Source organism: Streptomyces sp. NPDC001744, assembly GCF_042892575.1.
GTDB lineage: Bacteria > Actinomycetota > Actinomycetes > Streptomycetales > Streptomycetaceae > Streptomyces.
Genome location: NZ_JBIAUG010000023.1, coordinates 89,847 through 101,016 on the forward strand (window position 1 = coordinate 89,847; position 11,170 = coordinate 101,016).

Annotated in this window: 12 protein-coding genes; 4 read left to right on the forward strand and 8 right to left on the reverse strand. The window is 74.9% G+C overall.

The genetic code is table 11. The annotated features are described in order from the left end of the window. Nucleotides 1-168 precede the first annotated feature (168 nt). The 3 genes from ACFYZY_RS24845 to ACFYZY_RS24855 all read right to left on the reverse strand — a co-directional run bounded on the left by ACFYZY_RS24845 (nt 169) and on the right by ACFYZY_RS24855 (nt 3,125). Nucleotides 169-396 carry a hypothetical protein gene (locus tag ACFYZY_RS24845; RefSeq protein WP_388698010.1) on the reverse strand — a complete coding sequence of 76 codons (228 nt, stop codon included), beginning with the start codon at nt 394-396 and terminating at the stop codon, nt 169-171. Between the two features lie 153 nt (nt 397-549). Then, a complete protein-coding gene (locus ACFYZY_RS24850) occupies nt 550-1,803 on the reverse strand; it encodes a cytochrome P450 (protein WP_388698078.1) in 1,254 nt (417 codons plus the stop codon). A gap of 131 nt (nt 1,804-1,934) precedes the next feature. Further along, a complete protein-coding gene (locus tag ACFYZY_RS24855) occupies nt 1,935-3,125 on the reverse strand; it encodes a zinc-dependent alcohol dehydrogenase (RefSeq protein ID WP_388698012.1) in 1,191 nt (396 codons plus the stop codon). Between the two features lie 180 nt (nt 3,126-3,305). On the opposite strand from ACFYZY_RS24855, the gene ligD reads away from it, so the two are divergent. Continuing rightward, nucleotides 3,306-4,226, forward strand: coding sequence for a non-homologous end-joining DNA ligase (gene ligD, locus ACFYZY_RS24860; RefSeq protein WP_388698015.1), 921 nt, complete (start codon nt 3,306-3,308; stop codon nt 4,224-4,226). Here the strand turns inward: ligD and ACFYZY_RS24865 are convergent. From ACFYZY_RS24865 to ACFYZY_RS24875, 3 genes are all read right to left on the reverse strand, one after another. After that, nucleotides 4,174-4,551, reverse strand: a complete 378-nt coding sequence (locus ACFYZY_RS24865; RefSeq protein ID WP_388698017.1) for a DUF6213 family protein — start codon at nt 4,549-4,551, stop codon at nt 4,174-4,176. The genes ligD and ACFYZY_RS24865 overlap by 53 nt on opposite strands. A gap of 371 nt (nt 4,552-4,922) precedes the next feature. After that, entirely contained in the window at nt 4,923-5,516 is a 594-nt protein-coding gene (locus tag ACFYZY_RS24870; RefSeq protein ID WP_388698019.1) for a cysteine hydrolase family protein, read from the reverse strand. 38 nt (nt 5,517-5,554) lie between these two features. Beyond that, nucleotides 5,555-6,541, reverse strand: a complete 987-nt coding sequence (locus ACFYZY_RS24875; RefSeq protein WP_388698022.1) for a helix-turn-helix domain-containing protein — start codon at nt 6,539-6,541, stop codon at nt 5,555-5,557. A 247-nt stretch (nt 6,542-6,788) separates the two neighbouring features. Here ACFYZY_RS24875 and ACFYZY_RS24880 point away from each other — a divergent pair, with 247 nt between their 5' ends. After that, on the forward strand, nt 6,789-8,543 hold the full coding sequence (locus ACFYZY_RS24880) for a serine/threonine-protein kinase (protein WP_388698024.1): 1,755 nt from the start codon (nt 6,789-6,791) through the stop codon (nt 8,541-8,543). A 172-nt stretch (nt 8,544-8,715) separates the two neighbouring features. Here ACFYZY_RS24880 and ACFYZY_RS24885 read toward each other — a convergent pair whose 3' ends face one another. Beyond that, nucleotides 8,716-9,279 carry an SRPBCC family protein gene (locus tag ACFYZY_RS24885; RefSeq protein WP_388698027.1) on the reverse strand — a complete coding sequence of 188 codons (564 nt, stop codon included), beginning with the start codon at nt 9,277-9,279 and terminating at the stop codon, nt 8,716-8,718. 359 nt (nt 9,280-9,638) lie between these two features. Here ACFYZY_RS24885 and ACFYZY_RS24890 point away from each other — a divergent pair, with 359 nt between their 5' ends. Beyond that, a complete protein-coding gene (locus ACFYZY_RS24890) occupies nt 9,639-9,932 on the forward strand; it encodes a hypothetical protein (protein ID WP_388698029.1) in 294 nt (97 codons plus the stop codon). Between the two features lie 73 nt (nt 9,933-10,005). On the opposite strand, the gene ACFYZY_RS24895 is transcribed toward ACFYZY_RS24890, so the two are convergent. Further along, nucleotides 10,006-10,221 carry a hypothetical protein gene (locus ACFYZY_RS24895; protein ID WP_388698031.1) on the reverse strand — a complete coding sequence of 72 codons (216 nt, stop codon included), beginning with the start codon at nt 10,219-10,221 and terminating at the stop codon, nt 10,006-10,008. A gap of 407 nt (nt 10,222-10,628) precedes the next feature. Between ACFYZY_RS24895 and ACFYZY_RS24900 the strand changes: the two genes are divergently transcribed. Further along, a complete protein-coding gene (locus ACFYZY_RS24900; protein WP_388698033.1) occupies nt 10,629-11,114 on the forward strand; it encodes a flavin reductase family protein in 486 nt (161 codons plus the stop codon). The last annotated feature ends 56 nt before the right edge of the window (nt 11,115-11,170 follow it).

Genomic DNA, 11,170 nt, shown 5'->3' on the forward strand with positions numbered 1-11,170 from the left:
CCGGCGGCGGGGCTCCCGCGACCCGGAGGGCGCGGCCCGGTGACGGCGGCCGGCCGGTTCCGGTCCGGCGGGCCTGGCCGGGTCGCGGTCCGGGGCCGCCGGGGCCGGGCGGAACCGCGGGCTCCGGTCCGGGCGGCCTGGCTGGCTGGCTGGGCCGGGACCGCCCGGTCAGTCGGCCGGTTCGTCGGGGGCGGGCTGCTCGGGATCCACGCCGCCGGTCTCCGGACGGCCCCGGGGGCCCGTACCGGACTCCTCCGTGTCCGGCAGGCCGCCGTCGCCGCCCGGAACCTGGGGAAGGGGGATGGCCGACGGGTCCTCGCCCTCGACGGCCTGCTGGTCCTCGCGGTCGCGGGGGATCGGTTCCTCCGACTCCCCCGGCGTGTGCGGCTCGCGCATCCTGGTCTCCTCTCACCGGCCGCGACGACGGCGGCCTCGTACGGAAGGCGGGGCGGTCCGGCGCCCCGGGCACGGCCCGGGGCGCCGCCACCGGGTCCGCTGCTACCTCCGGTGTCCGGAACGCCGCCGGCCAAACGTCCGGCGGCCTCGCGGTCAGCCCACCGGGGCCGGCGCCTCCGCGCGGACGCGCTCCATGACGTAGCCGCTGCGCGGGAGGGTCGGCACGCGACTCAGGGGGATCGACAGGTCCTGGTCGGGCACCTCGTGGGGCAGCCGGGCGAGCCGCGGGACCAGGGCGGCCAGGAGGGCGAGGGTGATGTCCTCCCCGGGGCAGCGGTGGCCCGCCGCCGGGTCGCCCCCGCCCTGCGGGACGAGGTCGTCGCGCCCGATCACCACGCCCTCCCGGGTGAACCGGGCCGGGTCGAAGGAGTACGGGTCCGGCCACAGGTCCGGGTCGTGGTCGTGGCCGTACAGGTCGAGGAGGACCAGGCTGCCCTCCGGGATGGTGACGCCGCCCCACTCGGTGTCGGTCGCGGCGAGGCCGCCGGTGAACGGCGCGAAGGGGTAGAAGCGGCGGACCTCCTGCGCGAAGCCCCAGGCGTGGCGCTCGTCCGCCGCGAGGAGCGCGCGGTGTTCGGGCCACCGGTGCAGGGCGTGGGCGGAGAAGGTGAGGAACCAGCTGACCGCGACCGTGGGACGGAGGACGTTCAGGAGTTCCACGGCCGCCGTGTGCGGATCGAGCCGCCGGCCGTCGGCGTCCACGTGCGCGGCGACCGCCCGGGCGATCGTGGCGTGCTCCGGCTCCGGGGGGAGGCCGGCGCTCCGGAGCTCCCCGATCAGCCGGGCGAGCCGCCCTTCCTGGCGCTTCCTGGCCAGCCGGGCGCGGACGTGCCGGGGGCCCACGGTGGCGAAGCCGTCCACCATGGCCACGAGGTCCCGGGCGGTGGCCTCCTCCTCGTCCGCGGGCAGGGGGACCCCGGCCCAGTCGTGCACGGCCCGGGTCAGGACGCGGGCGGACTCGTGGAAGAGGACCACCCGGTCCCGCCCCCGCCAGTCGGCCTCCGCCCGGTCCCACTCCTCCTGGGCCTTGCGCGCGAGGGCCGCGACCCGCGCCGGGTCCTTGAGCGTGTCCAGGAAGAGGGCCTTGCGCGCGCGGTGCGCCTCCCCGTCGAGGGTGTGGACGGCTCCGCGCCCGAAGAGGGTGTCCAGGACGGGCCCCGGCATGGCGTCGTGCCGGCGGACGTGCTTCTCGTCGTAGAAGAAGTCCACCGCCTCCTTGCCGTGCAGCGCGGTCCCCCGCTTCCCGAGGAGCCGTACCGGCACGGCCGGGACGTCGTGGGCCCGCCGGCGCAGGTCGGGGAGCCAGGCGTACCCCTTGAGGAGCAGAGGTGCGGTGCTGTCGGGCAGGGGGGTGCGCGTGCGGCCGGTCGTGTCCCGGGGCGCCGTATCGGGGATCTTCATGAAGGACGACTTCCACGAAGTCATGACTTCACACTATTCGTCCGGCGGACGAGTGGACCGCGCCGCGCGGGGCCCGGTCAGCGGCCGGGGGTCAGCACCGCCTTGACCATGCCGTCCTCCTTGGCCTGGAACGTCTTGTACGCCTGGGGCGCGTCCTCCAGGGGCAGGGTGTGGGTGGCGAAGCCGTCGACGCCGAGCGGGTCGGCGTCGTCGAGGAGCGGCAGGATGTCCTTCACCCACCGCCAGACGTTGGCCTGGCCCATGCGGAGCTGGATCTGCTTGTCGAAGAGGCTGAACATCGGGACGGGGTCCACGGCGCCGCCGTAGACGCCGGACAGGCTGATGGTGCCGCCCCGGCGGACCACGTCCACCGCCGTGTCGAAGGCGGCCATGCTGTCCATGCCGGCCCTGGTCATCAGCTTCTTGCCGAGGGCGTCGGGGAGGAAGCCCGGGATCTTCTGGGCGGCCTTGGTGAGCGGGGCGCCGTGCGCCTCCATGCCGACGGCGTCGATGACCGCGTCCGTGCCCCGGCCGTCCGTGAGGTCGCGCACCCGGTCGCCGAGGCCGTCGCCGAGCTCCTTGAGGTCGAGCGCCTCGACGCCGCGGTCCCGGGCGCGCCGGAGCCGGTCGGGGACGAGGTCCACGCCGATGACCTTGCTCGCGCCCCGGTGGAGCGCGATGCGGGCGGCCATGTCGCCGATGGGCCCGAGCCCGAGGACGGTCACGGTGCCGCCGGGCGGGACGTCGGCGTAGGCCACGGCCTGCCAGGCGGTCGGCAGCACGTCGGAGAGGTAGAGGTACCGCTGGTCGGGGGCGTCCCCGGACACCTTGACGGGCAGCGTGTCGCCGAAGGGGACCCGCATGAACTCCGCCTGGCCGCCGGGGACCTGCCCGTAGAGCTTGGTGTACCCGAAGAGGGAGGCGCCGGTCCCGTACTCCCTGACCTGGGTGGTCTCGCACTGCGACTGGAGCCCCTGGCCGCACGTCCAGCACGTGCCGCAGGAGACGTTGAACGGCACCACCACCCGGTCCCCGGGCCTGAGGTTCCTCACCTCGGGGCCCACCTCCTCCACGATGCCCATGGGCTCGTGGCCGAGGATGTCGCCGGGGTCCAGGAAGGGCCCGAACACCTCGTACAGGTGCAGGTCCGAGCCGCAGATGCCGCTGGAGGTGACCCGGATGATCACGTCCGTCGGATCGACGATCCGGGGATCGGGCACGGTGTCCACCCTGACGTCGCGGTGTCCGTGCCAGGTCAGCGCCCTCATGGTCAAACTCCTCACGTACGGCTGCCGGGGACAGGTCGCGGCTGCCCCGGACGGCGGGGTCGTATGCGCTCCCCGGCCACGGCGTCCGGGGGAACACCGGTAGCGGCGCGTCCTCGCGGGTAGCGGTCCCACGGGGGCCCACCCGTGGCGGACGGCGGAAGACAGAAGGAGGAGGACGCGATGGCGGACACGCGGAAGGTGCGGGCGGGCAGGCGCACCGTCACGATCGGCCGTCCGGAGAAGGTGCTCTTCCCCGGGGACGGCATCACCAAGGCGGACCTCGCGGAGTACTACCGGGCCGCGGCGCCGAGGATGCTGCCGCACCTGCGGGGCCGTCCGCTGACGATGGAGCGGCATCCGAACGGCATCGGCGACCGGGGCTTCTTCCAGAAGGAGGTGCCGGACCACTTCCCGGACTGGGTGCGGCGCGCCGAGATGCCGAAGGAGGACGGGACCGTCACGTACGTCCTGGGCGAGGACGCGGCCACCCTGGTCCTCCTCGCCGACCAGGGCTGCGTGACCCTGCACCGGTGGCTGTCCAGGACCGACCGCCCGCACCACCCGGACCGGCTGGTCTTCGACCTCGACCCGGCCGGGGAGGGGTTCGCGCCGGTCCGGGAGGCCGCGCGGTGGCTCCGCGGCCTGCTGGACGAGGTGGGGCTGCCGTCGCTGCTCATGACCACCGGTTCACGGGGCCTGCACGTCCTGGTGCCGCTGGACCGGAGCGCCCCCTTCGACGACGTGCGCGCCTTCGCCTCCGGCGTCGCCGGGGTGCTCGCCTCCCGCCACCCCGACCGGCTCACCACCGAGGTGCGCAAGAAGGCGCGGGAGGGGCGCCTGTACCTCGACGTCCAGCGCAACGCGTACGGGCAGACGGCCGTGGCCCCGTACACGGTGCGGTCCCGGCCGGGCGCGCCCGTGGCCGCCCCGCTGGACTGGGACGACCTGGACGACCCGGAACTCGACGCGCGCCGCTGGCGCCTCGCGGACGTCGGCGCGCTCCTGGCGAGGAACGATCCGTGGAGGCCGGCCCCGCGCCCCCGCTCGCTCAGGGCGGCGGCGGACCGTCTCCGTCGTACGGATCGCCGTAGCGGTCCCTGAGGGGGTCGTCACCGGGGGAACCGGGACCGGCCGAGGGTCCCCCGCCGCCGAACGGGCCTCCGTCGTCGAAGGGGCCCCCGTCGTCGAACGGGTCCTCGCTCCCGGGCGGCGCGAGCGCGATGCACTCCACGTCGATCCGGTCGGCGACCTCCGTCAGGGCACCCGCCAGGACCGCCACCGTCTCCGGGGCGAGGCCGGGATCGTCTTCCTCACCGGTCGACTCCAGCCACCCGGCCGCGAGGTGCCGGAGCAGCCCGGTCACCTCGTCGGCGGGAAGCACGAGGTGGCCGTCCGGCAGGAGCACCAGGGACATGGACGCGTTCATGAGGATCCGACCTCCGTGTCGCCGACGTGTATCGGGGTGGGCCGCCCGCGGGCCGGACGCTCCCGGCCGCCTCCGGGCGGACGGCGGCCCGGCAGGACGCGTGCGCGGCTCACCGCCGGCCCGCCCGGAAGGGCCGGCGCGGGAGCGCGTGCGACGTGCCGATGCCGGTGTTCATGCCGTACACCTTCTCCCTCGTGTTGGGGAGGACGGTCCGGTGGCGGCCGTGTCCGGCCCGCCCGTCGCCGGGAAGGATCTCTTCCGCTCCTCCCCGCCCCTACCCGGCGCCGCGTGCCGTACGCGCGGGTCCGCGCTCCCGTGTGGGGGCGGCCGCCCCCGCGCCGTCCCGGCCCGGAAAACCGGGCCGGCGGCCGTCACCGGTCCGGGGCGTCCGTGGTGTCCGCCGTGTCTGCGGTGTCCGCCGTGTCCGCGCTCTCCAGGGCTTCGTCGGCGGAGCAGATGCGCGCCCCCATGTTGACCTCCATCATGCGCAGGGCGGCGTCGGCCAGGTCCTCGTGGATGTGGGCCACGGCGTCCCGGGGGATCGTGACCGAGAGGTGCCGGATGTGGGCGTCGAGGGCGGAGTAGAGCACGCACTGCTCCGTGACCTGTCCGCAGAGCACGAGGTGGTCCACGCCGAGCGTTCCCAGCAGGTAGGCGAGCGGCGTCTCGAAGAAGATCGAGTGGCGCGCCTTCACGACGAAGTAGGACGTCTCGTCCGGCCGGACCGGATCGACCAGGTCGGCGCGCGGGCCGTCGAGCGCCGCCTCCAGGATCTCCCCGTGGTGGGAGCGCCACTTCCCGAAGTTGTCGTTGACGTAGATCACCGGGAGGCCCCGCTTCCGGGCGCGCTCCAGGAGGCGCTCCACCGCGGGGAGGGCCCGTTCCACCGAGGGGACGAGGAGTTCCGCGTCGGGGTGGTCGTAGGCGTTGAGCATGTCGATGATCACGAGGGCGGTCTTCGTCATGCTCCCCAAGTAACCAGATCTCCGGCCCGCACGCGTGTTCAGCCGCCTGCCGGGGAGCGTCCGCCGAGCGCGTCCTCCCGGTACTGGCGGGGGGTCGTCCCGAAGGCCCGGCGGAAGGAGCGGGTGAAGTCGGCCGGCCGGGGGAAGCCCCAGCGCGCCGCGACGGCCTGGACGGTGACGTCCCGGAGGGCGGGGTCGGCCAGGTCCCTGCGGCACTGCTCCAGACGGCGGCGCCTGATGTACGCGGCGACCGTTTCGCCCCGCTGCTGGAAGACGCGGTGGAGGTAGCGGACGGAGATGCCGTGGACCCCGGCGACGGCGGGCGGGGTGAGGTCCGGGCTGCCCAGGTGGCCGTCGATGAACGAGGTGATCCGGAGGAAGAGGACCTCCTGCCGGGATTCCCCGGGCACGGCGCGTTCCCGGTCGACGTGGTGGGCCAGGAGGGTGACCGCCAGGTCGAGGAGGGTGGTGCCGAGGCGGGCCAGGTCGCCGGGGGTGCACCGGTCCTGCTCCTCGACGAGTCCGGTCACGAACCGGGCGTACAGGCTGCCGACCCCCTCCCTGCCGGACAGGGGGGTGGCGAGGAGTCCGCCGATGTGGCGGGCCTGGAGGGGGACCATGCTCTTCGGGAACTGCAGCAGCACCGAGTCCGCCGCGCCCCCGTCCGTCTCGGCGCGGGCGTCGAACGGGAGGGAGCTGTCGTAGAGCACCAGGTCCCCCGGCCCGAGGAGGGCACTGCGCCGGTCCTGTTCGATCGCCTGGCGCCCGGAGGTGATCAGGGCGAGCTGGTACTGCTCCGGGTCGCTCTTCCGGATCAGCGCGGGGCTGCGCTGGGAGACGAGCCCCGAGTACGACATCGCCGTCAGGTCCGCCGCCCCGAGCGACACCCCGCGCAGGCGGCCGCCGAACCGCTCCGGGTCCGTGAAGCGGAACCTGGTCGGCACCAGGGCGAGGGCCGTGGTCTCCACCCAGGCGTCGATCCGTTCGTGGACGGGCAGCTCGAAGCTGTCGAAGATCGTCTGCATGCCGGCCCTCCCCCTGGCTCGTACGGTTCGCCCCCGCGATCCGCGCACCCCCGGGCCGAGTGCACGGTGTGCCAACTGTAGTGCGCCGAGTGCTAAGGACAAGCCCGTCCATGATCAGGCAGGCTCGGAACCGGGATGCGGAGCGCGGGGGTGCGCACTCCGGAACGGGCCCGGGCAGCGAGAGGCCCGGCCCCGGACCCGGGGTGCGGAACGCGCACGCCGGTAGGACGAAAGTGGAGAGTGGCTCATGACGAGCAACGGGGAACGGCCGCAGGAGCCGACGAGTTACGGGCTCCGACCGCCGGTTCCCGCGCCGCGGCCCGGCGATCCGGCCCGCCCGGCGCCCGCCGCGCCGCCGGGGTTCGGGGCCCCGGTCGCGCCCGGCGCCCCGGGGGCCGAAACGGCCCCCGGGGCGCCGGAGCGCCCCCCGGGGGCGTCCGGGCGCGGTCCGGCGGAGCACGGGGGTGCCGCCGGCCCGCGCCCGGGGACGAAGGACGGCTCCCCGCCGGACACCGGCGCGGGCCGCCTCGTGGGCGGCCGCTACCGCCTGCTCGAGCGGCTGGGCGCGGGCGGCATGGGCACGGTGTGGCGCGCACGGGACGAGGCCGTCGACCGCGACGTGGCCGTCAAGGAGCCCCGGGTCCCGGAGCACTTCTCCGCCGCGGAACGCCGCACCGCCCACCAGCGCATGCAGCGGGAGGCGCGGGCCGCGGCGCGGATCGACCACCCGTGCGTCGTCACCATCCACGACGTCGTCATGGAGGACGACCGGCCGTGGATCGTGATGGAGCTCCTGCGCGGGAGGTCGCTCGCCGAGATCCTCGACGAGGGCACCCTGGAGCCCCGGGAGGCGGCGCGGATCGGGCAGGCCGTCCTCGGCGCGCTCCACGCCGCCCACGAGGCCGGGGTCCTGCACCGGGACGTCAAGCCCGGCAACGTGATGGTCTGCCACCACCACCGGGTCGTCCTGACCGACTTCGGGATAGCCCAGGTGGAGGGCGAGCAGAAGCTCACCGAGACCGGGGCCTTCATCGGCTCCCCCGAGTACATCGCCCCCGAGCGGGTCCTGGGGCGCCGGCCGGGCCCCGAGTCCGACCTGTGGTCGCTCGGGATCATGCTCTACCAGGCGGTCGAGGGCGTGTCGCCGTTCCGCCGGCAGACCACTCCCTCGACCCTCCAGGCGATCCTGCTCTCGGAACTTCCGCCGCCGCAGCGTTCGGGCGAGATGACGGGGCTGATCACCGGACTGCTGCGCAAGGAGCCGGAGAACCGGCTCACCGCCCAGGCGGCGCAGCCCCTCCTGGGCGCCCTCGCCGCTCCTCCGGTCCGCCCCGTCCCCGAGAGGACGCCCACCGTCCTGGCGACGGGGACGGCGACGGAGGCCGGCGGTCCTCCCGCTCCGCCCCTGGTCCGGTTCGCCCGGAGCCGCCGGGGGATCGCGGTCGGCGCGGCCGCCGCCCTGGCCCTGATCGCCACTCTGGTGTTCCAGTTGACGGGCGACAAGGTGCCCGAGGGCTGGAAGCGGTACGACGAGTACCGGATGCGGCTGTCCGTCGCGGCCCCGTCCGACTGGAAGATCACCGTGTGGGAGGACCTGGACCCCACGAAGGAGGCGTACCGCAGCACGCGGTACACCTCGCCCAAGGGCGACCTGTGGATGGAGGTGGTCAGGAAGGAGAAGGCCACCGAGACGCCCCTGGCCATCGTGGACCGGTGGAAGAAGGAGCACGAGACGGCCTCCGTGCCGTCCGGGGGCGCCGCCAGTGTCGGCACGGTGGAACCGACCACCCATCAGGGCCGTGACGCGGCGTTCTTCACCGAGAGCTACAGCAAGGAGGGCGAGGGCACGCCGCGGCGGCTGCACAAGGTCCTCGTCGTGGTCACGTCCCGGCAGGACCGCCTCAGCCTGGAGGTGGACGTGCCCGCGGGGGACGGCGCGGAGAAGACCGTCACGGACCTCATGAACAAGGCGCGCGCGACCTTCGAGATCCGGGACCTGTGACCCGGGATCCGTGACCCGCTCCCCGGGAATCGGGCGGGGACCCGGTGGGGGGCGTGCGGAGAGCGGCACGGGGCCGCCTCCGCGCGGGGCGGTTCGCGGAGTGCGGTCCGCGCGGTGCGGACAGCGGCGGGGCCGGTCACGGACCATCGTCCGTGACCGGCCCCGCGCCCGTTCAGCGCTGTCCGGGGACCCCGGGACCGGCCGGGGGAACCGGCGGGGTCCCGAAGCCGGGCGAGGAGGTGCCGGACGGCCCCTGGGCGTCCGCCGGGCCCGCCGCGTCCGAGGGCCGGACGCGGCCGCGCCAGCCGCCGGTCGCCCGTCCGCGCTCCTCGATGAACTCCTTGAACCGCTTGAGGTCGCCCTTGACCCGCAGGTCCAGGATGCCGAGGGCGTCGCCGGCCTTCTCCACCACGCCCTCCGGCTCCACCTCCATGGCGAGCCGGACCCGGGTGCGTCCTTCGTCGAGGCGCTGGAAGGTCACGACGCCCTTCTGCCGGACCTCGCCGTCCACGGTGCGCCACGCGACGCGCTCGTCCGGCAGCTGGTCGACGATCTCGGTGTCGAACTCGCGCCGCACCCCGGCCACCTTGGTCCGCCAGTGGGTGTGGCGGTCGTCGATCTGCCGGATCTCCTCCACCCCTTCCATGAAGTGGGGGAACTCCTCGAACTGCGTCCACTGGTCGTACACGTTCCGCACCGGAACGTCCACATCGATGGTCTGCTCGACCGTACTCACGGGTCGGCCTCCTCCGTGTCGTCGTGGCTCGTCTGTGGTCGTGGCCCGCGTACCCGGCCTTCCCCGTCCCAATCGGGAGGCGGCCGCGCGGACCCCGGACGGGAAAGGTGCAGGCAGGCGCGTTCCTTGCATAATGGGGGTGGCAGTCCCCCGTCGAGCTGCCTCGGGCTGGACACAGGGCGCCCGGCGAAGAGCGGTCCCGCGGGCCGGCTCACGCGAGGAAGCGGCGCCCACGGTGCCCCTCCCGATCCCCGTGAACTTCTCACCGTGCGCCGCACCGGGGCCGCTCGCCGGTCCCTCCCCACCGATCACGGCCCTGTGCCGCGCCCACGGCGCCCGCCAGGTCCGGGAGGTAGACCATGCTCATGAGCCACGCCTTCGAGGACGGCACCCTGCACCTGAGACTCCTGCGCGAGCTCGACGTCACCAGCCGCGCCGCGGCGGCCCTGGAGATCGAGGCGATCGTCTCCGCCTACCGCCCCGCCCGGGTGTTCCTGGAGTTCCCGTCGGCCTGCCCGTCCCCCGCCTCGTTCAGCGCGCTCGCCAGGGCGCGAAGGATGTGCGCGAGCCTCGGCATCCCCCTGACGGCGAGCGGCCCGGCCGCCGCCCCGCTCCAGGCGCCCGGGAGCGCGCCTCCCGCCGTGAGCGCCTGAGGGACCGGCGTACGACGTGCGACCGGGGGCCGTGAGAACTCACGGCCCCCGGTCGCACCGGTTCGGGTCTTCCCTACGCGTCCTCGTGGCGACCGCCCGAGATCTCGTCCCCGTCGGCCTCGTCGCTCTCGCCCGCCTCGCCGACGACCGCGTCGGCCGCCTCCTCGCGCGCCTCCCGGTCGCCGCTCTCTCCGGGAGCCTCGGAGGGCGGAGTGGTGCGCGGGTCCGATTCTTCGTTCCGGTGGTGGGTCATCTGGCTCTCCCTGATCTCGTTCGGGGCGGTGGACACGGTGCGGACGCGAGGCGGTGGGCCGGTCGGGCCCTGCCGGCCCCCGGGTGACGACGGCGCCCCTCGGGGTCCCGGGCCTCTCGTCGGGCTCCCGGCGGGCGGGGCCCGTACGGCTCCGCCCGCACGGCGGGAGCCGCGGGCCGGAACGGGCCGGCGGGGACGGGGCGCGGACCGGGGCGACGGCGCTCGGGTCTCGTGTCCATGGGTCTGCCGCTACCCCGCGCCGAGGACGTTATGTCGTACGGGCGGCCCGTGTCGCGCGTTTGCCGGGCGGCCATCGGGGGACACGGGGTTCCCCGGGCCGCCTCTCCGAGGGGCCCGGGCGACAGGGCGCTTCCGGGAACGGGGGGTGCGGAGACGCGTCCTTTCCGCGTCCCGCCCCTCACCGCCCCTTCCGGGAGTTCACCGTGGCCGGCACCGACGGTTTCACCGACGCGCTCGACTATCCGATGTACGTCGTGACGGCCTCGGCCGGGAACGACCGGTCGGGCTGTCTGGTGGGGTTCGCCTCCCAGTGCTCGATCGACCCGCTCCGCTTCGTGGTGTGGCTCTCCACCGCCAACCACACCTGCCGCGTCGCCCACCGCGCCACCCACCTGGCGGTCCACGTCCTGCGGAGCGACCGGAAGGGGACGGCGGCGTGGTTCGGGGAGCGGACGGGCGACGACACCGACACGTTCGCCGGGGTGGACTGGCGGCCGGGGCCGGGCGGAGCACCGGTCCTCGCCGACTCCTGCGCCTGGTTCGTCGGCCGAATCGTCGGGCGCGTCGGGGGCGGGGACCACGTCGGCTTCCTGCTCGCCCCCGTCGAACAGGGCCCGCCCGACACGGTCCGGCCGCCGCTCCTCCGGTTCGGTGACGTCGTGGACCTCACGCCCGGACATCCGGCCTGAGCCCACCGGCCGTCCCCTCAGGGCGCGGGCCTCCTCGCCCGTACCGGCCCCGGGCC